We start from the raw sequence: 21032 nt of genomic DNA, 5'->3' as shown, positions 1-21032 counted from the left end.
ATCGAGGGCATGAAGTCGAGCAACTGGCGGTGGCATCTCGACGAGATGTTCGTGAAGATCAACGGCGAACGGCACTACCTCTGGCGCGCGGTCGACCACGAGGGAGAAGTCCTCGAGAGCTTGGTCACGAAGACGCGGGAAAAGAAGGCCGCCTTGAAATTCCTCAAGAAAGCGATGCGGCGGCACGGATCGTGCGAGCGTTACGTGACGGACAAGTTGCGATCCTATGGGGCGGCGATGAAGGAGCTCAGTGTCGAGGACAGGCAGGAAACTGGACGCTGGCTGAACAACCGGGCCGAGAACTCGCACCTGGCGTTTCGACGACGGGAGAGGGCCATGCTCCGTTTCCGGCGGATGCGAAGTCTGCAGAAGTTCGCTTCCGTCCACGCCTCCGTCACCAACCACTTCAATCAGGAACGTAGCCTCTCGAGCAGACCTCTCTTCAAGGCCAACCGCGCCGCCGCTCTTGCCGAGTGGCGCAATATCGGCGCGGCATAAGGGACAGCGTCACTGTCCTAGCTGAGACGCGTTCGAATTTGTCTGCCACCACCCCTGCAGCGAATGTCTGGATCGGCCGGCTGCAGCGCAGCACAGCAACGGCCGCATGGATGGCTGAAGTGGGCCGTCCTTGTCGTTTCGAGTTGCCGGAGCGCCGGGACCTGCAAGCCGCACCGCCGCAAGTCAGCAAAGAGCCCGAAGCGGACCCACGATTACCGTCGCTGACGTTCAATTCTATTCGTATGTTAGGTTCTGAACAGGCGTGGCCTGAAAGGCCTCTCGTAACCATCGACCGTCTTGTAGACGCCAAACTTGAGTGAATGCGATTGAGAGATCGCCGCTATCTTTTGAGTTCAAAACCCCTCCTCCTGAAAGGTCGTTGAATCCAGTCACGACGGCAATATCGCCAAAGACACGGATCTCAACCTCACGAAAAGTGATCTGCGTTCCGCGACCAGTCCGCTTTGCGGCGTAAGAGAACCATGCATCGCGTTTTAGGTGCGCACCCGTCGCATCGTTGTGCGTGTAGGTCGGAGAAAGAAGTTCGGCCAGCGCCACGGTGTCTCCGCGCGCCCAAGCCTCTCCGAACGATTTAATTGTGGTGAAGAGTGCGTTGGTCTTGGCGTCCTCGGACATGCGACGCTCCTGAACGATCGGTGGTATTAGCAGTTTGACAAGGTTCGGTGTCAGACGCGCGTCGCATTGCGACCGCGATGACGATTTCTTGAAACGGCAGGCTTGTCCCGCTCTCCCGTCTTTCCGCCGTCGAAAAGCTGCGCGGTGCATGAATGGCAGGTCTGGTGAAGCTGCATCGCGGCGTAGCCCGGCCTAATCAATGTCTCGTTCGGGCCGGAACCGGACCCCCGCGGAATCGGAAGAGCTACCCGCCGAAACTGAAGTCGTTTAAGAACGCCGACAGTTGCCGGCGTCCTGCTCCGGATGATGCAATCAGGCCGTTGCCGTCTCCGGGCCGAAGATATTCTTGATCTCGGCCACAAGGTCGGCGGGAAACCCGCCCGCTTTGGCATGCGCGTAGATCGCTTCGGCGTTGTCCGCCTCATGGATGCAGTACAACTTGTCGCCCGCGGCATATGTCCGGTGCCAGATGTAAGGCACACGAAGGCCCGCCACGACATCGTTCGACTTCGCCGAGATGTCTCGCAGTTCCTCTTGCGTCAGGGTGTCGGCGCCCGGGATATTTCTTTCGACTAAGAACATCGGCATGAGGTTTCCTTTCCTTCTGGTGAATGCCTGTTCCCAAGCCTGCGACACCGACGTGGCGCAAAACGTGTGCGGCGGGAAAAAATGAGAAAATCCTGTTCTCACGGTTCCACACACGATCGACGTGCTAGGCTGCCGCCAGACGCGGAGGGAGCGTGGCGCGGTGAAGATATTCCTGATCGGCAAGCCAATGATCGTCGCAAGTGACGGAAGCAGACCGACGGTGCCAGGTCACCAGCCTTGGGCCGTCCTTGCGCGATTGCTCTGTGCGGACCGCCCTCTGGGGCGCCGTGAACTCGCAGCCGAGATCTTCCCGGAGGTCGAGGATCCGCTGGGCGCCTTGCGCTGGTGCCTCGCGTCCCTGCGCCGCGCGACAGGCGCAAAGACGCTTCACAGTGACCCGATCGTCCTCAATTTTCCGACCGACACCTGTGTCGATATCTGGAGTTTGAAGTCCGGCGAGGTGGAGGCGACCGGTCCAAACGTTTTTCTCGAAGGTGTTGAACCCGCCGCCAGTGCCGCATTCGACACCTGGTTGTTGATCGAGCGCGAGCATGTATCCAGCAGGCTCTACCAGTGTCTGCGCCGGGAAGCGATGCGGGCGCTCTCGGCGGGGGATCATGCGCGCGCGCGGAGTTTGGCGGAGCGCGGAGTGCGGTGCCGCCCACTGGATGAGTCGGGGCACATTATCTTGGTCAAATGCCTCGCCGCGTCCGGTGACATCGCGGCTGCGGTTGCTCACGTGGATGCGACGGAGACGCGTTTCCTCAAGGAGACCGGTGAGAAACCCACGCCCGCCCTGCGTGCCGCCGCCCGTAAGACAGTGACGGACCCTCCACACGGTGTCTCGAAGAGCGCCATGATCGATGCCCTGATCAAATCAGGAAAGGCTGCGGTCTCGGCCGGTGCAGTAGATGCCGGGCTGGATTGCTTGCGGCGCGCCGCGGCGGATGCCGAAAAGGCGGGCGATGAGCATCTTCTGGCAAAGGCGCTTGGGCAACTCGGAACCTCGCTAATCCACGCCTGTCGCGGATATGACGACGAAGGTGCGCTGACCCTTCAGCAGGCCGCCGATATCGCGTCCAGAATAGGATCGTCAGACGTGGCCGCGGAGGCGCTGTGCGAATTGGGATACTGCGACGCTCTTGCCGGCCGACGTCCGTCCGCTGCCAAATACCTTGAAGAGGCGTTGCCCTACGCGCAAGACAACGACGAATGCCTTGCGGGAATACACGCCTTCGTGGGCTTCAATCTCGTCGATTGGGGCAGGGTCGAACTGGGCCTCTCACATTTCGAACGGTCGCTCGAGTTCGCGCGCAAGGCGGAAAACCGTCGCCGCGAGATCTGGGCGCTCGGTATTGGAGCCTGGGGTTTGTTGCGATCGGGACGACCCGATGAGGCACGGGACTGGCTTGTTCAATGCCTGAGATTGTGTGACGAGATCCGCTGGCTGGCTTTCCGACCCTGGCCCGTGGCGCTTCTTGCCGAAGCCAGATTGGCTCTGCACGAGATGGGAAACGCGACTCGAGGCGATCTCGAAGAGGCGCTGGCCATCAGCAACCAACTGGCCGATCCCTGCTGGCAGGCAGCCGCGGCCCGAGCGCTTGCCCTGGTTGACACCGACGCCGGCGAATACGAAGCCGCCGCAAGATGGCTCGTCCATGCGCGCGAGCGGTGCTGCTCGGTCACCGACCTCTATGCGGGTCTGTTGGTCGAGATCATGTCGGATCAGGTCCGGCTGTCCAAACGGATCGGAGACGACAAAGGGGCCGCCGAATTAGCGCGTCAGCTTCTGCCGGTCGTCGCGAGAACCCATGCCGACGCCCATCTGGACTTCGCGACGGCGATGTTGAATCCATCCAGCCGGCCGCATCGGGCGGGACTCTAATGACCGTGGCAAACGAACATCTGTTTCGTCCGCTGTGCTGACTTTCACCGCTCGAAAATGCTGCACAATGCGTGAATGGCAGGTTCGGCGAAGCTGCGCCGCGGCGTTGGTTCGTCAGGCGAATGGCCAGTTCGGGCCGTAAATAACGGCATTGCCTGGTCCTCGCTTGGCCATAGCGCTGTGCCACCATAGCTCGGCTAGGAACCCAAAACGGACCCGCCTGACTAATCGGAATTTGCCGGTGCAGCATTGGGCTCGCCGTCATTTGAGGACCAGGTCCAACTTCGCGGTGATAGGCGGCCGGCGTTGCCGTTGCGGGCCGCGGAGGGTCAGGCTTCCTGGCGCACAGCGGTTCGCAATTCGTCGGCGAGAAGGTCGATATCGTCCCGATCCGTCGCATGGTTGATGATCGACACACGTATGATCCGCCGCCCGCGCCAGACGCCGTGGCTCGGGTAGACCTTACCGTTCGTCTGGACGCGCTCCAGCACGCGGGACGTCAAGTCATCGTTGCCGCAGGCGATCGCCACCTGATTGGAGGCAATTTCATTCAGGATCTCGATCCCCGGTTCGGGAGAGAGCGTCTCGGCGAGATAGGCCGCCAGCGCGCAGTGGCGCGCGATCATCGTGCGCACCCCGTCAGCGCCGAGATGTCTCAGGATAGCGTAGCTCGGCACGCCCCGCGCCCGGCGGCTTAATTCGAGCGTCGAGTCGCTTGGCTCCCAAGTTTCGCCGAGATCCGGCAGGTAGGCACCGCGAGCGGTCATGGCGTCCACCAGAGCCGCCCGGTCGCGCACGATGCAGAGGCCGGAGTCGTATGGCGCGTTGAGCCACTTGTGCAGATCGACGGCCCAGCTGTCGGCGGCGTCCACCCCTGCGAGACGGCCGCGCAACTCCGGCACTGCATGGACCCAGAGGCCGAAGGCGCCGTCGACATGCACCCAGCCACCCCTCTCTCGGACCATGGGAATTGCCTCCGCGAAGGGATCGAAGGCGCCAGTGTTGATCTGCCCTGCCTGCAGCACGACAAGAGGCGGGCCATTGCAGCCGGCGAGGGCCGCCTCCAGGGCAGCGAGGTGAACCCGCCCCTCGCCGTCGGTCTCCAACCGGAGTGCCTGGCCGATGCCGAGGCCTGCATAGCGCAGACCCGCGACCGGCGCGGAATGGGCCTCTGCGCCGATCAGTACGGGGATTTCGGGCGCCCCGAACAGACCGCGCGCGCCGACGTCCCAGCCCTGACGGGCCAGCAGCGCGTCGCGCGCCGCAATTATGGCTTGGATATTGGCCACGGTAGCGCCGGTCACGATCCCGACACCGCAATCAGGCGGCAGCCCGAGCAGGTCGAGGCACCAGCGGCAAACTGTCTGTTCGATCGCCGCCACCGAGGGGCTTTCCCAGGAAGAGGCAGAGTTCTGACCCCAGGCTGTCACGAGGAAGTCGGCCGCTGCACCGACCGGCATCGATCCGCCGCACACGTAGCCGAAGAAGCGCGGGGAGGTATGCGCGTGGAGGCCTTCGCTCGCCTCGGCGACGAGGTTCTCGATGACCGAGAGCGCCTCTTCTCCTTTCGCGGGCAGTGGGGCGTCGAACCGGCCGGCCAGACCGGCTGGCCGAACCTGCGGAACCGCGGGGGCATCGGCGAGACGGCCGCGATAGGCGATGGCGTGGCGGGCAGCGGCCTCCATGGCCTGCCGTTCATCAGCATCGAGCGGTTCAAGGTCCTGGTCGAGGGAGAGACCCGGAGTCGTGCCGGTCACCTCGCCGGAACGACCGCCTCTGTCCTCGATGAAAGGCGCATCCACCGTCCGGCTTGCTTCAACTCTGTCGGGCTTCATGCTCATTCGCCGGCCCCGCGCTGTCGTTTCCGATCTGAACGGTAGCTTACGTCGCGTTCGCCACTCGCGTCGAGCGCGGATCTTCAAAGCCAACCGTACTGCCGCTCTCCCCGAGTGGCGCGGTCTCTGCGCGGAATAAGAGACAGCGTGTCTGTCCAAGCTGAGACTGGTCCGAATTGGTCTGCCAGCACCCAATTCTGAAGGCGTTGAGACCGGGGCGGCTCGTTCGATAGACCCTAGGGTCAGTGCATCATGGATAAGGATTGCAGTGACAGCGATCCAACCTGGCCGAGCACTCCCGACAGGGCCAATGCGTTGCGGTTCAAGCCGTGCTACTCTGATCAACTAGAAAATTTCAATTGTGCACGAGTGGTTGGGGCTCTGAAATGCAATGATTTCAGGAAAGGTGGGATCCTACCTCGTAGCCATGGCCGTCGCGCTATCGTGCCTGATTGCGGCGAGCCAATTGCCGAGCCTGCGTGCAAATTCGGAAATCGTTGATGCGTTGGCTTCACGCTCCCCCGCATATGCCGAGTTCGATCTGTTCAGACGCGAATTCCAGTTGGGGCAGTATGAGGAAGTCATATTGGTCCGTTCGGACGATTTGAGCCGTGACGAGACTTTCAGGGTCTTCGAGGACCTCGTGCTTGAACTTCAGCTTCTTGATCATGTCCGACAAGTCATTAGCGTCTTCTCGTTACCCACCAGCGACGGCGAGATGGCCTTTCTGTCGCGCCCAGAAATATCGGCGCTTTCCACGAAGAGCCAGCTAGAGCGTCTTCGTCAAGAGGCGCCATTCGGGGCGCGCTTCGTCGACGGCGGGCACACGGCTACCCTACTATACGTCATTCTCGCGCACGGAGCAGATCAAGACTACCTTGTTGCAGCAATCGAGGAACTGGGAGCGTCATTTTCTGCCTTGCAGATAGAACTTGTCGGACAAGCGGAGATAGACCGACAAGTGGCCCAGTCGCTGCTAAGCGATAATCTGATTGTCACGACAGTTGCCATCGTAATCTGCATCATCGCCTCAATGGTGACCCTGCGTTCGTGGCGAGCAGCAGTTTGCTGCTCGGCGGCGCCTCTCGTCGGGCTGTTGTGGTATCTCGCCTGCCTTTCCGCAACCGGGACTGAGATCGACCTCTTCATGACGGTCATTCCCAGTGTTCTGATAGTATTGGGGTTCACAGACTCCATGCATTTTTTCTACGCATCTTGGGAAGCGCGACGAGACCTAAGCGCAGGTGCAGCTGTTCGGTTGGCCTTCCGCAAGGTTGCCATCGCTGCCGGTTTGACGAGCCTGACGACCGCCATCGCCTTCGCGGGCTTCGCGGTTGCGGGCAACGAAGCCCTTTCGAAACTCGCATTCTGGGGCCCGGCAGGGCTAACGCTGGAATTGCTCGCGCTTGGGCTGGTTTTCCCGCTGACCTTCGCTTTTCTCTTTGCCAATGAGAGTCCGGTGAGCCAGCCCGCCACTTACCGTCAATGGCTTAGACTTGCCGGCGTAGTGGCCCAACGCCCCCTGACGGTATGCCTTGCAACGACTGTGCTTTTTTTTGGCCTTCTGGGTTTCGCGGGTGCGGCAGTCCCGACTTTCCGTCTAGACGAGCATATCCCCCGCGACGGACAGCTGAGAGAAAGCATCGCTTTCTTGCGGGATGCCGAACTGGGCGGTGCAAGCGTCTACCTCGTTGCCGAAGACTTCGATGGTCAACCCGGCCTGTCCGAAAACGACCGGGCACAATTGGAAAAGACCCTTCTTCTTGCCTCCGCCGGAAGCGGGCTGCCTTTGCCGGTGACGGTCTTCTCTGCTCCCGAAAGTCCATTCACGTCCACTTCGGGTGCATATCGCGCGATACCTTTGCCAATGCCACTGTCGAGCGATTCCGATAGTCTTCTGTCCGCGGTCGGCGACATTGAGGCCCGCCTCAGAGAAGCCGGCCTGGCCGAAGAAACATATCTCGTAGGCCATTCTCTTTTGGCAGCGCAGCTGGTGCCGGACATCATCTCAGACCTCAGGATGGCCTTCTACGGGGCACTCTTGGCGGTGACACTGTTGTTGTGGTGGGTTTTCGGCAATCTTCGCCACGCCCTTCTGGCCACGTTGGTCAGCGTCATGCCAATTCTCTCAGTTGAAGCCATACTGGCAATATCGGGCAACGGGCTGACCCTGATCGGCAGCCTGGCCCTTACGCTCGCCTTCGGCATCGCAGTGGATGACTCGATACATTTTATGAACCGGTTGCGGCAGGAGAATGGGTCGACGGCGGAGCGGATCTCGGGTGCACTGAAGGTCGCCGGACCGCCGATGATCGGAACTTCGGTAATCCTCGTGGCCGGGCTAGCTGCAACAGCCATCAGTTCCGTTCCTGGCATCCCAATCTTTGGCCTGCTGGTTGGCAGCGCGATCCTGCTGGCATTACTGGCCGATCTGTTTCTTCTGCCCGGACTCGTGCGTTGGACGACACGGGAATGAAGGCACTAGTTTTGTCCATCATCGCGGCCTTTGCCTGCCTGGTTGCTGCGGAGCCGGGCAGGGCCCAGACTTTTGGCCTGGTCGGTGAATGGCGCGGTGAGGGCGCCATGGTTTCCGAAGAAGCTGGAGCAGAACGGCTGCGTTGCCGGATGACTGGAGCCACGGAGGATCCAGTCCTTTGGACGCTCCACATTCGGTGTGCGAAGTTGCAGGGCCAGCTTGAAATGAGGCTTTCGATTTCGAAAGAACCCAACGGAATTCTGGTGGGACAAGGCGAAGTGAAGGGCGAAAAGTCAGAGACCGCAGAATTGTCGGGCAGGCTTTTCGAGAACTCCCTTCGCGTCGAAACCAAGGATGGAGCGAGGGTTGAACTAGTCCGGCGCGAAGATGCTCTGCTCCTACAGGCTTGGGGAAATGCGACGCAGGGCGGCTTCATCCAGGTCCGATTTCCAATGTGAAGCCGTTCCGGTTGACGCCAGTCAATCTTGACAAGAAACGAGTCTGCCAAAAACATCCTATTTCGCATCTAACTCCATGGGCGGGTTCTTTTGACGGTCGAGGAGCTGATAAGCGAGTTTCGGGAGCGCACTAAGGGGTCGCGTTCACAGCGGGAGTGCTATGCAACTTACCTGGCCGACAGCAGGGCATCGGCGGGATACAAGTCTTTATTGCGCGACATCCATTACCCGATCGTCGGGAGCCGGGCTGCAGGAAGCCACATCTGGGACGTCGACGGAAACTCCTACATCGACCTTTCGATGGGCTTTGGCGTCCAGCTTTTCGGCCACGCGGCGCCTTTCGTGACCGACGCCATAGCCGACCAGTTGGCTTTGGGAATTCAGCTCGGTCCGCAGGCAAGGTTGGCCGGAGAAGTTGCGGAGTTGATCGCAAAGGCGACCGGAGTTGAACGACTGTGTTTCTGCAATACCGGAACAGAGGCCGTGATGACGGCGCTGAGGTTGGCCCGAACTCAAACGAACCGGCAGAAGATAGCTATGTTTACCTGGTCTTATCACGGGCATTTCGACGGAACGCTCGCACGGCCGGCAATGCGCGACGGCGAACGGCAGAGCATCCCGGCATTCCCGGGCGTTCCGGCCAGCTTGGCCGCAGATACGGTGATGCTGAACTATTGCGACGATGCAGCCTTCGATGTGCTCGAGAAGGAAAGTGCTGACCTTGCTGCGGTGATCGTCGAACCCATACAAAGCGTCCAGCCCTGGCTGCGCCCCGGCGAATTTTTGCGGAAGCTGCGAGAGTGGACAACGGATCGGGACGTCCCCCTGATATTCGATGACGTCCTGCTGGGCTTTCGGGTCCACCTGGGGGGCTCGCAGGCGATGTTCGGCGTTAAGCCAGATATCGTCACCTTCGGGAAGATCCTCGGCGGAGGCTTGCCCATCGGGGTTGTCGCCGGCGATGCTCGGTATCTCGAAGCGATCGACGGAGGGGCCTGGACCCCGGCCAATGAACTGACTCCTTCCGGAAGGCGAACGTTCTTTGCCGGAACCTACAACAAGAACCCGATCTCAATGGCCGCGGCGCGAGCGGTCCTGCGCCGCCTTCTGGACGAGGGGCCCGAATTGCAGGCCCTCCTAAACGAGACAAGCGAGACATTTACTTCCGAATTGAACCGCTGGCTGCAAGATCGCGAAATCCCGATCCGCATCGAGGGGTTTGGCTCCCTATTCCGGTTCCGGGGGCGCCAGCTTGACCTCTTTTTCTACAAGCTCCTTTTGAACGGCGTCTATCTCTGGGAAGGCCGGAGTTGCTTCCTGTCGACCGCCCATACAAAGGCGGACTTGGCAGAGCTGACCTCTGCCATCCAAGACGCGGCGCTGTGGTGGTCCGAGGTGGGGGGACGTTCCGATGCCAGCCCTACTTCATGCCGTGCCAAAGCGCTCGACAAGCCATGACAGACCCGGGAGGTTGAAATGCCCCTCAAGTCCCTGCTCTTCCAAGTTCCGAGGCCCAAGGACGACGAAGAATTCGTCAGACAACGTGCACCCATCAAGGGTCGCCCGGAAAGCAACGGGTTCCGGTTCATCGAGCGGATCGTTGGAAACCACGCCTTTCTGGAGCAGGGCGAAGGCAAACCCGTGATCTTCTGTTCGGGACTGGCCGGCAGCATCGAGAATATCTTCGAGATCGGGCAGGCTCTGTCAGAGAACTACCGCTTCATCTGCCTTTATTTGCCGCTCTACGACATGCCCCTTGCGGATTGCACCGTCCCCAAGCTTGCCGACTACATCGAGAGTTTTCTCGTCGATCTCGATATCGACGAAGCGGTGCTAATCGGCAGCTCCATGGGCGCGGGGGCTATGCTCCACTACGGTCTAAGCCCGGAACACCGGATGAAGGGCATGGTTCTTTGCGGCAGCGCGGGACTATCGTCCATACCTCTACAAAAGGGCTATATCCGGCGACGCGACTACAACTTTCTGAAAAGCACGGTTCAGGATGTCTTCTATGATCCCAACACGCCATCCGAGCCGATGATCCAAGAGGTTTACGATGCAATTCAGCGAAACGACATCGCGTTACGATTCATTCGGTTCACGAAGTCGACGACGTCCAAGCACCATCTGCACGACAAGCTCCAAGACATAGACGTGCCTTGTCTTCTACTTTGGGGTGAACACGACCAGATAACGCCCGTTGAGGTCGCGCCTGAATTCGAGCGACGCATACCGGATTCGGAACTCCATATCCTTGCGGAGTGTGGCCATGTTCCGACGCAAGAAAAACCTGAGGTCTCCCTGCGTCTAATCCGCGAATTCATGGAACGCATCGGCTATCGCTAGTCAAAAGCAGCGTGGGTGTCCTCTCAGAGAAACCCGGCTTGAGCCTTGGTGGGGCGCTAGCTAGCGTCTGGACATGACCAAGCGCTCACCACTCAAGTACTTCAAAACATCGCCCGAGATCATCCGCCTGGCGCGATGCTTTAAGTCCGGCTCCCGCTCTCGCTACGAAACGTCGAAGGTCCACTCAATGAATGCAGTCTCCGCGCGGCACATGGGAAAGTACGGTCTTGTCAGAAGAACTTGGCTTGAGCCGGGGCAGGGGCTCGGTAGACTCCTGTCATGACCCAACCCAACCCTTTCAAGTGGTTCAAGACCGGACCAGAAAACGGGTGAAGTCCCATCCTCTGTTTTCCTAAACATAACGGCGGACCACTTCACTGGGGCAGGATCAGCTGCCACCACCCTTCGGGGGGTGAGCCGCTTACCGTGTGATCTCCGCAATCCCGCTTCGGGATTACTTCGATCTGCCGTCATCTCTCCGCCCTCGCGCCGTGTCGAACGCGATCAGAAGCGCCGCGAGATACGCGATTGAATCGCCCGTGGCGTCTTCAAGTTCCGTCGCGGCCGCTCGCGATACGGAGAGGCACCCATCGTCGTCGCGGGTGATCCATCCCTTGCGTTGCAGCAGGGCGATCTTCCGCCGGACAGTTTCTCGAGGAATCCCGGAATAGTCGGCGACCGATTGAACGTTTATCGGGTACTGCAGGCGTTCTTCATCGCGGCCGCGGGTCAGTTGACGATACGTGAGAAGTCCGGGCGCCCAGCTCTCGGGCTGCGTCCGTTCTCCGATGACGGCCAGGACGAGCATAAGATCCAGGTCGCCATCGAAGCGCTTGCGTAATTGCGTCAAGAAGCGGGTGAAGGCGGCAAGGTGGACCGGCCAGATCGCCCCGAAGTTCTCCCCGATGAACTCGCCCTCTTCGGTCTGGCGTGTCGGCATGCGCAGTTGTCCTCGTTGCAGCGTGCCCACTTTGGGCGACGTCGTCGTTGAAACTCAAGTAGGTCCCGCTAGCTTTTCGAAGGGTTCCGGATAGCGGGGGCGACTGAATTGGACGGAAATCGTGTGCTTCCTAGACTCTGTGTCATGGCGACCAGCAGGTCCGCCCGGACAGCTTCCTCAGCACATGGCTTGAGGAAAACAGCCGGGATTGCCCTGGCTGTGTGGATTACGTTGGCATCAGTGGATGCCGCGCAGGCGCAGGACCGTGATCCCATGCTTCTCTACGAGGCGAACGGGATCACCGTGCGTGGGCATCTCCAATTCGGCCTGAATGCGGTCAGCGAGCGCAATCTGTTCTGGAATTTCTCCGACACCGTCGCACCGGGATCAGGCTTCGACCCCGACGCTGATTGGCTTGAGGTCTACGTCAAGCCCGGCCTGAGTTTCGAAAAAAGCCTCGACGGCGGGTCGGTTTTCTATGGCAAGGCCTCTGCGGTTGGCTCCTACACCTTCGGGACCGACGCTTACGATTTCGGGGACACCGGCCGGGTCACACTAGAGGAAGCCTTTCTCGGCTTCCGGACGCAACCGCCCGAAGGACTGTCATTCGACGTTTCATTCGGTCCGCGCGAGCTGAAGCTCGGCACGGGGATGCTGATTGCCAATGGCGGTTCCAGTGGCTTTGAGCGTGGAGCGCTGAAGTTCGGTCCGCGCAAGGCCTGGGAGATGGCGGCGATCGGGCGCATCTCGGGCAGCGGATTCACCGGGACGGCATTCTACATCGACCCAAACGAACGGCCCGCCAACGATGGAAAGAACGAGCTGGCCGGCCTGGATCTGCGATACGACGATCCTGCCGGCGGGTATCTGGGCCTTACCTACGTCAACGTTCTGAAGTCGCAGTCGCCGTACATACAGGCCGCTCCGGGCGGCATCGGCGCGCCGACCATCCTTCCCGGCGCCAGGGACGGGACGAACGCGCTGAACCTCTATGCCAAGGCCAATCCCTTTTCCGGCGCGCTCGAAAACTGGGTCTTCTCGGCCGACCTTGCCTATGAGTGGAACGACGACATCGATCTGCAGGCTTGGGCCGGCCGGGTTCAGGCCGCTTACACCTTCACGGACCTGCCGTGGTCACCGACGCTGACCTATTCATACCAGACCTTCTCCGGAGACGACCCGAACACGCCTGAACTCGAGCGTTTCGATCCCCTCTATTACGAGGGTTCGCCGAGCGCATGGGCTACCGGGTCGAAATCCTCGATGGTCTTCATCAACTCGAACGTGCAGGCGCACGGGCTTGCCTTGCGGCTGCAACCTACGCGGCAAGACACCGTGACGCTGCGCTATGCGCATATCCGAGCAAACGAACTGCGAAGCCCGATCCAGTTCGGGCAAGCCACCCGGGTGGACACAACTGGTGGCACCGCCAACGTCATCGCAGGCGTCACGGACGCGCATCTCTCGGATGATCTGTTCCTCGAATACAGCCGTATCATCAATCGAAACACGTTCCTGACGGCCGGCGTCAGCGTCTCGCTTCCCGGAGAAGGCATTAGAAATACCGTTGCAGGGGACGTTCCGAACTGGACCGGAGGATTCATCAATGTCGTTTTCAACTTCTAACCTTGCTGCCCTGGTTGCGGGTGTCGCCATTGTACTTGGTCCCTCGTCTGGAGCGTTCGCCCAGTCAGCCCCTCTCTCCGCTCAGGAATCCGATCCGCGGATCATGGGGTGGATGGAGGGTTTTCCGCCACCGCCCGACAAGCTGATCACGCAGCCGGACTCGAACTTTTTCAGCTTCCCGAAGCTTCGCTGGTCCGTGTGCCACCTGCGGGAGTTCCTGCCGACCGAAGAGATCAGTCGCGGGACCGGCGCGCCTGTTCCTCTAGAATATCTGCCTCCGGCCGAGTTTGCCGACATGCGGCAGGCGATCGACGCGCTCAACTTCATGCCGATGAACGGCGAGGAGGAGATGACCTGGGAGGAGTCGCTCTACGCCAACTACACCGATGGGATGCTGGTCATCCACGAGGGCCGGGTGGTCTACGAACGGTATTTCGGCTGCCTTGAGGAGGACGGCAAGCACGCTGCGATGTCGATGACGAAATCGGTCACCGGCCTTTTGGGCGAGATCCTCGTGGCGGAAGGCTTGCTGGACGATATGCTTCTCGTCCGCGACATCATCCCCGAAATCGGTGACAGCGCCTTCGCAACCGCGACGGTTCGCGAAGTCATGGACATGACCACGGGTGTTCAATACTCCGAGGACTACTCGGACCCGAACGCCGACATCTGGCTCTATTCCGCCGCCGCCAGCCCGTTGCCAAAGCCCGAGGGCTATGACGGTCCCAATGGCTATTGGGAGTATCTCCAGCAGGTGAAACCCGAGGGCGAGCACGGCGCCGCGTTCCACTACAAGACGATCAACTCCGACATGCTCGGATGGATAATCAGCCGTGTGACCGGCAAGGCGGTGACCGAACTCGCCTCCGAGCGGCTCTGGCGGCCCATGGGGGCCGAGCAGGATGCGTATCAAACGGTGGACGCCAAGGGCGTTCCCTTCGCGGGCGGGGGTATCTCGGCTGGCCTCCGCGATCTTGGGCGGCTGGGCCTGCTCATGCTGAATGAGGGCGAGATCAATGGCGCGCGGCTTTTCCCGGCCGAAGTCGTGCAGAAGATCCGCGAGGGAGGCGACCCATCGAAGTTCGGTGGTTTCCCAACGATTCCGGGCGGCAGCTACACAAGCCAGTGGTGGGTCTTCCACAACGACCACGGCGCCTTCGCCGCACGCGGCGTACACGGGCAGACCATCTATGTCGACCCGACGGCCGAGATGGTTCTGGTGCGCTTCGCCTCGTTTCCGCAGGCGCAGAACGGATACATCGACCCGACCTCTCTGCCGGCCTACCAGGCTCTGGCCGAATACCTGATGTCGAAGTGAGCCGACGTTCGAAGCGGCGAAGCTGAACCGCTTCGCCTCCTGTGACGGAAGCGTCCGCCTTCCTTCGGAGAGCGGACGCCACGCTCATTGAGGTCTGAGGTCGGGCTGCTCCACCTCTACCTCACATAGTGCGCGACGCTCGAAACATGTGCAAGGCAGTCGCAGATCACACCCATGCTACTGCGCGGGCGATTCAGGCTCACGAAATGATCCCCGCCGTTCCCCCGCAAGGAAAGGTGGGGCCCGACTGAACAGATCGGAATTCTCATCTACTTAATTTTATTGGAATTTTTGGCTCCGGCGGTAGGGCCTGGAGCCAAATTGATCATCCAGATAAGTCATTGAAAATACATGGTTTAAGCTCTCATCTCGGGTCGCTTGTGCTACAGTCGCAGCACGTCGCTCAGGCTGACATTTTAGGATGCGGTTTCAAGTCACGGCGTAGGGTCAGCCGCTGATTTGACGACTTTGCGTTGTTTGGTGAGGCTGCACATGGCGGGGGGGAGCGCCGGCAGAGCCGTTCTGCGTAGGTTTAGAAATCCGAGATGGCGGCTGCTTGGGGTCGCTCTCCCAATATCGAAGCGCCTCGCGGAAGATCCCGACGAAAGTGATGTGCCATCGCCGGGACCATGCGCCCGATGTCAGGATGATGCTGCTTCTCTCTGCGGGCCGAGGGCGGCCGAAGCCGCGTCGTCACGGATTTGCTCGAGCCACCGATCAAGCTCCTCCCCGGCAATCTCGCGCATTGCAACCAGTTCCTTGGCCATGTCCGAGAGCAAACCGCGATGTGCCTCGAGGATCTCGGTGGCGTGGCGCTCGGACCGCTCCAGCCGGGCGCGGATCCGGCCGAGATCCGCAGGATCCTCGATGCGGCCTCGGTCCCGCTGCCCAAGCCAGACAGGTCCATGGGCGCCGAGGCCAAGCTGGTCGTCGAGGCTCGCGGCCAGCGCCGTTGCCCGAGCAAGATCCGAGGCGTCTGAGCCGCCGGCGCCGCTCGAGATGTTGCCAAGCAGCAGCCCCTCCGGCGCGCGCCCGGCCAGCCCCCGTGACACGATCGGCCTCCATCACGACCATTTGGGTTGGCTGCGGTCGCGCTTGGCGGCCCCGTTCGATGGGGAAACCGTGGTGGTCACGCACCATGCCCCGCATCCCCGCGCGCTGGCCGCCGGCGCGCCGCTTCCCTGGTGCTATGCGAGCGACCTCACCGCGCTTATCGAGGAGTTCCAGCCAGCCGAGTGGGTCTTCGGGCACACGCATCGTCCGGTCGTGTTCGAGGTCGGACGGACGAAGCTCAGGAACGTCTCCGTTGGCTACCCCGGAGAGGCTCAGTGATCTTGGGCGAGATCGAGCTCGTAGACCGGTTGATGCAGGGAGACATCTGGCGAAATGCGGTTTGGGTTGGAAGGAGGCGTAAGGTGGTGGGCACCCGCCCCGCGGGCAGTCCGGCGCGCGTCGGCAGATCACCGACTGATAGACCGACCACTGCGAAAACGGCCCATACCGGACGGACGGCTAACGGCCGCGCTGAGTTCCAGAACTCCCGTTAACAGCCGTTCGTGACCCATCGCAGCATCGACGACGCACGGACCATCCGCCATGCGGACAAGACTACCCTTCCTGACGCCTGCCGGAGCGAGAGCGGGCAGCTTGGCAATGTGATGAGGTAGCTCAAACGGTCTCGTTCTGAAGATAGAGCTCGTACTCGTGGACCTTCGAAAATCCGAGCCGTTCGTACACCGGACGCCCCATATCGGTCGCCTGCAGCACGGCATGCCTTGCACCCCGCCGTTTACCTTCGGCCATTGCGTGAAGCGTCATTGCCGTTCCAATCCCGAGGTTTCGCGCCGCCGGCAAAGTGGCAACCGCGTAAATGCCTGCCAGACCAGCGGCCATCACAAGCGAACTCACAGCCACGGGTTCTCCATCGTGATATCCCACATAACGCGGCTGGCTCTCGAATTTGTCCTCCGGAATCGCCGCTTCGCAACGACTCATCGCCTCTCGGACATCGTCAGTGAGTTCAAACGCATCGCATGTCAGCCACGCCCAGTCATAGCGGCCTTTTCGACCTTCGACGCAACGCACCGTCAGTCCTTCAACCCTAGGCGCTTCGGGCAAGTCCGACAGGTCTTTAAGCATTGCCGGGTCACTCCCTTCCCGCTCGAGGCCGGCGCTGGTGAGTCGGTGCCGGAGGGAATCCGAAGAGGCAACTGCACTCAGCCGCCAGAGGACCGGCGTACCTCGTTCCTCAATACTCCTTTCGGCGCTTTCCAACGCACGATCAATGGAGGATGGCATACCGGTCGTCACGATTACCGAGTTGAACAGGCAATGTGGAATTGGCGTGTAGAGGCAGACCGCGCCAGGAAATGTTTCGTAAAGCGATCCGTCGGCGAGGGCGTAAGCGCCCCAATAGGCAACAAGGCTCGCGTCCATCCTTCCAAGAAGGTCTGCATCCGACGACATGTCTGACCCTCAACCATCCTTCACGCCCGGGAATCATCTACAATCCTACATCAAGGCGTGTCCGGCTCCGGAGAATCTTTCCTCGGGATTTTGCGTCCAGAGCGGGCGCCACGAAACTCGCCCCCTGCGTCAGGCGCCCCGCCGACGAGGTCGGCCCAAACCAGCCTTTCGCCTGACGAACCGATGCCACGGTGCAACTTCGCCGGACCTGCCATTCATACGTCATGCAGCACTCTCGAAGGTCGTACGTCAGCACAGCGGAACGAAGCCACCATTCACACCGGCCTGATGATCGGCTAAATGGCAGGCATGAAAATACGTAGTTTCAAGCCCGGTGACTCCGCGTCGCTTGCCTCGATATTTCATGAGGCTGTTCATGTCGTGGGCAGAAAAGATTATAGTCAGGCCCAAGTGGAAGCGTGGAGCCCAAAGCCGGTCCCGGCCGACGTGTTTCTGGCCCGCGTATCCGATGGCCGGTCGGTTTTTGTCGCTGTGAGCGAGAATGATGAGCCGGTTGCTTTCGTGGAGTTGGAAGAAAACGGCCATATTGATTACTTCTATTGCCACCCTGACGTTGTCGGAACCGGTGTAGGGACGGAGCTTTACGAGCGGCTTGAAAACGCTGCGTTGGCAGCGGGGTTGTCCCGCCTGTTTGTGGAGGCCAGCGAAGCGGCTCGCCGCTTTTTCATTGGCAAGGGGTTCAGTCTCATCAAGCGACGGGATTTTGAGCGGAACAACGTCCAGATACACAATTACCTGATGGAAAAGAGCTTCCGCTGAGGGCTCGGAGCCGACCTTCTCAGTAGCCGCACCCCGGCATGCCAATCTCAACCATCAACGCAAGGTTGGTGTCGTGGCGGGGTGTGGCGGATGGGAGAAGCATCATGACCATCGCCAACCTACCCGCCATTCGCGCCTGCCGCCCGGCCTGGAACAAAGGCCGCGTCATCGGGCAGCAACGACCCCTTATGCCAAAACATGTCTAGGCCATTCGCGTGCGCCTGGAAATCGCAGAGAACCATCGCGACCTGGCGCCTTCAACCTGGCCATCGACAGCAAGCTGCGCGGCTGTGACCGGGTCAAGCTGAAGGCTGCGGACATTTATGCGTAAGGGCAGGTCAAGATGGAAAGCACGGTGCGCTATTTCGGCGTAGAACTCGAGGACGCGCTCGCTATGGCGGAAGCTATAGAGATTTGAGTCGACGGGTCGCCCCACGCGGACGACCCATACCAGCCGATCACGAGCGACTCTAACGCTGCCTCGCAGCTTCACCGGACCGGCCGTTCGTCGTCAGCGCAGCATTTCAGGATTTGTAGGACCGCAGCGCGGGACAAAGCAGCCGCTCGTCGATTCCGCCAGGAGCGGGATTGATTGACCTCGCTCAAGGCAAACGGCGGGCACCGCATGCATAGAGCCTTAGCGCCAAGCCATGCGTTGAGGAGTACGAGTACGTTGTCAGCGCAACCGTCCGAACAGAGGGACAATCCGATGAAGGCCGTGGTTCAAGACAGATACGGAGGACCGGAACACCTGCGACTCGCCGACATACCGGTTCCGGAACCGCGTGCATCCGAGGTCCGGGTGAAGGTGCTTGCCTGTGCCGTGAACCTGTCGGACTGGGAACACCTTGTTGGCGACCCCCTATACGCGAGGCTTGTAGGCGGCCTTTTTCGCCCCAAGAACCCTGTGCTGGGCTCTGACATCGTGGGCGTCGTCGACAAGCTGGGCACAGGCGCAACCAGATTTGAGATCGGTGACAGGGTAATGGGCGATCTCGTCATGGTGCGGGGTGGCTTCGCCGAATACGCCTGTGTATCCGAGGCCGAGATGATCCGGGTGCCGGACGGCCTTACGGACGACATCGCCGCGTGTTTGCCTCAGGCGGGAGGAATTGCGCTGACCGGCACGGAGGGGCTTAAGCCCGGCGACACGCTCTTGATCAACGGTGCCGGTGGCGGGTCGGGCACCATGGCGCTGCAGCTGGCCAAGGCGGCCGGTGCTCATGTCACCGTGGTGGACAACGCCCGGAAGATCGCCTGGCTCGAGGCGCTGGGCGCAGACGAGACCATCGATTACAGAGTCCAGGATTTCGCGAGAATGGGAAGAAAGTGGTCCCGGATTCTCGACATGGTTGCGACCCGTGGCCCATCCCGGATTGCCGGTTGCCTCGCGACGGGCGGTGTCTACAGGGCGGTGGGCGGCCGGGTCAGTGTTCTGCTTTCCCTGGTGTTCGGTGGGTTGGTCTATCGCCCTGCCAAGAAATCGATAGGCATGCTGATGGTTCCAAGCGGGCGGGATCTGACAGAGCGCGTTGCGCGCGCGGCTGTCGAGGGGAAGATCTCACCACATCTGGAAGCGGTTCTGCCCCTGTCTTCAGTTCCGGAGGCACTTCGCCGCACGGGATTGGGGGAGGTGAAAGGGAAATTGGTCATCAAGCCTTGAGGCGCTGCATGTCCGCGATGTGGATTGGGAAATTCCGGGGCGCCCGCCAAGTCGCGCCCTCCCGCACCGGCCGTCTAACTCCGAAATCTCTCCTGAGGTGGCTTTCAACAAACGTCCACCGCGACGATACCGGTCTTCTGCCCCCTTTCGACGTAGCGGAATGCTTCCGCGATTTCGTCCAACGAATACCTCCGGTCAAAAACGCCCTGGAATCTGCCCTGGGACATCAGGTCGGCGAGCTGTTGAATGAAACCCGGCGCGTCCTTTGGAAAGGGAATGCGGACGCGCCCGCTTCCGGTGGCTCCGTAGAACATGCCTAGAAAGATGTTGGACCAGCCCGGACCGAGGTCGGTGGTTGAAAAAATCCCGTTCTCCGTGAGGAGGGGCCGGCATTTCAGAAATGATGTCTTGCCCACGGCATCGAAGACAAGGTCGAATGTTTCCCCGAGTGCTGTGAAATCCTCAGTTTCGTAATTCACGACTCGATCCGCGCCGAGCGAACCGGGCAAATCGATGTGCCGGGTTCCGACAACGGCGACCACATGCGCTCCGCGTGCCTTGGCGAGTTGAACGGCCGCCGTGCCAATCGCCCCGGAAGCGCCGTAAATCAAGCATCGCTGACCCGCGGACAGAAGACGCGTGGTGCCATTGGCATACCACGCGCCTTCCCCGACCACAGCCTGATGGTACGGCAGGTTTCCAGGGATTCGCGCGATGGCTCCATCGGCGGGCAGGCACAGAAATTCAGCATGCGCCCCAAACATATCGGGAGAAATCCCGAACACGCGATCTCCGACGTCGAAGGCGCTCACACTGTCACCGAGCAGATCGATCTCGCCGGCAAAATCCATTCCCAAGATACTCATCTTCGGTCGGACCAGCCCAGTCATCGCGCGCGCAAAGAAAGGATGTGCCCGCAGCGTCGCGGTATCGGTTCGGTTCACCGTGGAGGCATGAACCTTCACTCGAACCTCACGCCTTGATGGAAGCGGACGAGGGATGGTCTGAAGCGAAAGAACGTCCGGAGACCCGTAGCGCTCGAACACAACAGCTTTCATCGTTTCAACGGCCGTCATCATATTACAATATCATATTGGCGCATGGCCCCGCGATGGAATTCTGGGCCGGATGAGACCTACGGTCGCTCAGGCTCGCTCCCCTGACGACCGGCGTCCGGTCAGGGCAGCGCCGAGCGTGTCCGGTTTCAATTTCCGAACAGCAGAAGGACGAGGCCAAGAGCACCCCACCCGGCGATTGCGGGCAGCACTATCCAGTATTGCTCTTCCTCGGGCAAATCCCAGCCAACGGCGCCCCGCGCAGCCGTCACTGTCCACAGACATGCGATGGGCCACTACACGGTCACCCCAAGCGCTGGCCTGCCCCCTTAGAAGTGGTCCTCCCTGAAGTAGGCTTTCGAGCCAGTTGGAGGATGGAGGAATGCCCCAGATCGGAGCCGGATCAGTGATCGATCCAGTGGATCGATCACCCGGCAGTGCGCACAAGCCTGAAGAGATCGT

The 21032-nt window shown here is 60.8% G+C and carries 18 protein-coding genes and 2 pseudogenes; 13 read left to right on the top strand and 7 right to left on the bottom strand.

Annotation, left to right across the window (positions count from 1 at the left end; translation table 11 throughout):
• Positions 1 to 498 (top strand): DDE-type integrase/transposase/recombinase (locus tag ABCN56_RS19525; RefSeq protein WP_343082511.1); only part of this gene is annotated, 498 nt, incomplete at its 5' end.
• A gap of 234 nt (positions 499 to 732) precedes the next feature.
• Here the strand turns inward: ABCN56_RS19525 and ABCN56_RS19520 are convergent.
• Positions 733 to 1134, bottom strand: a complete 402-nt coding sequence (locus ABCN56_RS19520) for a nuclear transport factor 2 family protein (protein WP_343082510.1) — start codon at positions 1132 to 1134, stop codon at positions 733 to 735.
• Positions 1135 to 1446: 312 nt separating this feature from the next.
• Positions 1447 to 1722 carry a DUF4242 domain-containing protein gene (locus ABCN56_RS19515; RefSeq protein ID WP_343082509.1) on the bottom strand — a complete coding sequence of 92 codons (276 nt, stop codon included), beginning with the start codon at positions 1720 to 1722 and terminating at the stop codon, positions 1447 to 1449.
• A gap of 160 nt (positions 1723 to 1882) precedes the next feature.
• On the opposite strand from ABCN56_RS19515, the gene ABCN56_RS19510 reads away from it, so the two are divergent.
• On the top strand, positions 1883 to 3607 hold the full coding sequence (locus ABCN56_RS19510) for an ATP-binding protein (protein WP_343082508.1): 1725 nt from the start codon (positions 1883 to 1885) through the stop codon (positions 3605 to 3607).
• Between the two features lie 329 nt (positions 3608 to 3936).
• Here ABCN56_RS19510 and ABCN56_RS19505 read toward each other — a convergent pair whose 3' ends face one another.
• Complete coding sequence (locus tag ABCN56_RS19505; RefSeq protein WP_343082507.1) at positions 3937 to 5448, bottom strand: pyridoxal phosphate-dependent decarboxylase family protein; 1512 nt, start codon at positions 5446 to 5448, stop codon at positions 3937 to 3939.
• A gap of 421 nt (positions 5449 to 5869) precedes the next feature.
• Between ABCN56_RS19505 and ABCN56_RS19500 the strand changes: the two genes are divergently transcribed.
• The 5 genes and pseudogenes from ABCN56_RS19500 to ABCN56_RS19715 all read left to right on the top strand — a co-directional run.
• On the top strand, positions 5870 to 7918 hold the full coding sequence (locus tag ABCN56_RS19500) for an efflux RND transporter permease subunit (protein WP_343082506.1): 2049 nt from the start codon (positions 5870 to 5872) through the stop codon (positions 7916 to 7918).
• The gene (locus tag ABCN56_RS19495) at positions 7915 to 8376 is read left to right on the top strand and encodes a hypothetical protein (protein ID WP_343082505.1); all 462 of its coding nucleotides are present in this window, start codon (positions 7915 to 7917) and stop codon (positions 8374 to 8376) included. The genes ABCN56_RS19500 and ABCN56_RS19495 overlap by 4 nt, the downstream gene beginning before the upstream one ends.
• 90 nt (positions 8377 to 8466) lie before the next feature.
• Positions 8467 to 9834, top strand: coding sequence for an aspartate aminotransferase family protein (locus ABCN56_RS19490; RefSeq protein ID WP_343082504.1), 1368 nt, complete (start codon positions 8467 to 8469; stop codon positions 9832 to 9834).
• An 18-nt stretch (positions 9835 to 9852) separates the two neighbouring features.
• Positions 9853 to 10722 (top strand): alpha/beta fold hydrolase, encoded by an 870-nt coding sequence (locus tag ABCN56_RS19485; RefSeq protein WP_343082503.1) that lies wholly within the window; start codon positions 9853 to 9855, stop codon positions 10720 to 10722.
• 73 nt (positions 10723 to 10795) lie between these two features.
• Positions 10796 to 10947, top strand: a pseudogene (locus ABCN56_RS19715) (IS6 family transposase); the annotation flags it as partial.
• A gap of 229 nt (positions 10948 to 11176) precedes the next feature.
• Here the strand turns inward: ABCN56_RS19715 and ABCN56_RS19480 are convergent.
• Positions 11177 to 11662 carry a helix-turn-helix domain-containing protein gene (locus ABCN56_RS19480; protein WP_343082502.1) on the bottom strand — a complete coding sequence of 162 codons (486 nt, stop codon included), beginning with the start codon at positions 11660 to 11662 and terminating at the stop codon, positions 11177 to 11179.
• A gap of 240 nt (positions 11663 to 11902) precedes the next feature.
• Between ABCN56_RS19480 and ABCN56_RS19475 the strand changes: the two genes are divergently transcribed.
• Positions 11903 to 13288, top strand: a complete 1386-nt coding sequence (locus ABCN56_RS19475; protein WP_343082512.1) for an alginate export family protein — start codon at positions 11903 to 11905, stop codon at positions 13286 to 13288.
• Positions 13289 to 13391: 103 nt separating this feature from the next.
• Positions 13392 to 14606, top strand: coding sequence for a serine hydrolase domain-containing protein (locus ABCN56_RS19470; protein ID WP_343082501.1), 1215 nt, complete (start codon positions 13392 to 13394; stop codon positions 14604 to 14606).
• Positions 14607 to 15247: 641 nt separating this feature from the next.
• Here ABCN56_RS19470 and ABCN56_RS19465 read toward each other — a convergent pair.
• Complete coding sequence (locus ABCN56_RS19465; protein WP_343082500.1) at positions 15248 to 15658, bottom strand: M41 family metallopeptidase; 411 nt, start codon at positions 15656 to 15658, stop codon at positions 15248 to 15250.
• Positions 15659 to 15701: 43 nt separating this feature from the next.
• Here ABCN56_RS19465 and ABCN56_RS19460 point away from each other — a divergent pair, with 43 nt between their 5' ends.
• Positions 15702 to 15938 (top strand): metallophosphoesterase family protein, encoded by a 237-nt coding sequence (locus ABCN56_RS19460; RefSeq protein ID WP_343082499.1) that lies wholly within the window; start codon positions 15702 to 15704, stop codon positions 15936 to 15938.
• Positions 15939 to 16274: 336 nt separating this feature from the next.
• Here the strand turns inward: ABCN56_RS19460 and ABCN56_RS19455 are convergent, their stop codons facing one another.
• Positions 16275 to 17042, bottom strand: coding sequence for a GNAT family N-acetyltransferase (locus tag ABCN56_RS19455; RefSeq protein ID WP_343082498.1), 768 nt, complete (start codon positions 17040 to 17042; stop codon positions 16275 to 16277).
• A gap of 330 nt (positions 17043 to 17372) precedes the next feature.
• On the opposite strand from ABCN56_RS19455, the gene ABCN56_RS19450 reads away from it, so the two are divergent.
• The 3 genes and pseudogenes from ABCN56_RS19450 to ABCN56_RS19440 all read left to right on the top strand — a co-directional run bounded on the left by ABCN56_RS19450 (position 17373) and on the right by ABCN56_RS19440 (position 19515).
• The gene (locus ABCN56_RS19450) at positions 17373 to 17852 is read left to right on the top strand and encodes a GNAT family N-acetyltransferase (protein WP_343082497.1); all 480 of its coding nucleotides are present in this window, start codon (positions 17373 to 17375) and stop codon (positions 17850 to 17852) included.
• A 104-nt stretch (positions 17853 to 17956) separates the two neighbouring features.
• Positions 17957 to 18180, top strand: a pseudogene (locus ABCN56_RS19445) (integrase); the annotation flags it as partial.
• Positions 18181 to 18561: 381 nt separating this feature from the next.
• Positions 18562 to 19515, top strand: coding sequence for an NAD(P)-dependent alcohol dehydrogenase (locus tag ABCN56_RS19440; RefSeq protein WP_343082496.1), 954 nt, complete (start codon positions 18562 to 18564; stop codon positions 19513 to 19515).
• A gap of 104 nt (positions 19516 to 19619) precedes the next feature.
• Here the strand turns inward: ABCN56_RS19440 and ABCN56_RS19435 are convergent, their stop codons facing one another.
• Positions 19620 to 20591, bottom strand: coding sequence for an NAD(P)-dependent alcohol dehydrogenase (locus ABCN56_RS19435; protein WP_343082495.1), 972 nt, complete (start codon positions 20589 to 20591; stop codon positions 19620 to 19622).
• Between the last annotated feature and the right edge of the window lie 441 nt (positions 20592 to 21032).

It is taken from the genome of Ostreiculturibacter nitratireducens (genome assembly GCF_032670585.1).
In the GTDB taxonomy this organism is placed as follows: Bacteria; Pseudomonadota; Alphaproteobacteria; order Rhodobacterales; family Rhodobacteraceae; genus Ostreiculturibacter; species Ostreiculturibacter nitratireducens.
The sequence above is the reverse complement of the archived record's forward strand: the minus strand, read 5'-3'. Positions and strand labels throughout refer to the sequence as shown.

What these genes read in the sequence shown, in the direction of transcription:
- ABCN56_RS19520 (WP_343082510.1), bottom strand. Translation starts at nt 1,134, where the DNA reads ATGTCCGAGGACGCCAAGACCAACGCACTCTTCACCACAATTAAATCG.
- ABCN56_RS19515 (WP_343082509.1), bottom strand. Translation starts at nt 1,722, where the DNA reads ATGCCGATGTTCTTAGTCGAAAGAAATATCCCGGGCGCCGACACCCTG.
- ABCN56_RS19505 (WP_343082507.1), bottom strand. Translation starts at nt 5,448, where the DNA reads ATGAGCATGAAGCCCGACAGAGTTGAAGCAAGCCGGACGGTGGATGCG.
- ABCN56_RS19500 (WP_343082506.1), top strand. Translation starts at nt 5,870, where the DNA reads ATGGCCGTCGCGCTATCGTGCCTGATTGCGGCGAGCCAATTGCCGAGC.
- ABCN56_RS19495 (WP_343082505.1), top strand. Translation starts at nt 7,915, where the DNA reads ATGAAGGCACTAGTTTTGTCCATCATCGCGGCCTTTGCCTGCCTGGTT.
- ABCN56_RS19485 (WP_343082503.1), top strand. Translation starts at nt 9,853, where the DNA reads ATGCCCCTCAAGTCCCTGCTCTTCCAAGTTCCGAGGCCCAAGGACGAC.
- ABCN56_RS19480 (WP_343082502.1), bottom strand. Translation starts at nt 11,662, where the DNA reads ATGCCGACACGCCAGACCGAAGAGGGCGAGTTCATCGGGGAGAACTTC.
- ABCN56_RS19470 (WP_343082501.1), top strand. Translation starts at nt 13,392, where the DNA reads ATGGGGTGGATGGAGGGTTTTCCGCCACCGCCCGACAAGCTGATCACG.
- ABCN56_RS19455 (WP_343082498.1), bottom strand. Translation starts at nt 17,042, where the DNA reads ATGGACGCGAGCCTTGTTGCCTATTGGGGCGCTTACGCCCTCGCCGAC.
- ABCN56_RS19450 (WP_343082497.1), top strand. Translation starts at nt 17,373, where the DNA reads ATGGCAGGCATGAAAATACGTAGTTTCAAGCCCGGTGACTCCGCGTCG.
- ABCN56_RS19440 (WP_343082496.1), top strand. Translation starts at nt 18,562, where the DNA reads ATGAAGGCCGTGGTTCAAGACAGATACGGAGGACCGGAACACCTGCGA.
- ABCN56_RS19435 (WP_343082495.1), bottom strand. Translation starts at nt 20,591, where the DNA reads ATGACGGCCGTTGAAACGATGAAAGCTGTTGTGTTCGAGCGCTACGGG.